General features: G+C 46.8%; 1 pseudogene. It reads right to left on the reverse strand.

The features are described 5' to 3' along the window. Positions 1-263, reverse strand: a pseudogene (locus tag SB764_RS41505) (hypothetical protein); the annotation flags it as partial.

The raw sequence follows: 263 nt of genomic DNA on the forward strand, positions 1-263 counted from the left end.
GCACGATCCAATAAATCAAGATCTTTCGGATAATCAACCACGAATTTAAGCACGCTTATGCGTCGCGCTTCCACTTGAAAATATTTTTCCAGATCCTTTCGCGCGTGATCGCTACTGACAATAATCCTTGAGCATTGGGAAGCAATCTCGCCGTACCATTTATCTCGAGATTTCAATTCGATCTCCGAAAATAGCTCCGGTAAATGTTTGTGCTGGAAATCCGGAATCCAGCCCATAACCGGCACCCTCGCCCGCTTCCCCAG

Source organism: Paraburkholderia sp. SIMBA_027 (assembly GCF_046535315.1).
Taxonomy (GTDB): Bacteria; Pseudomonadota; Gammaproteobacteria; order Burkholderiales; family Burkholderiaceae; genus Paraburkholderia; species Paraburkholderia tropica.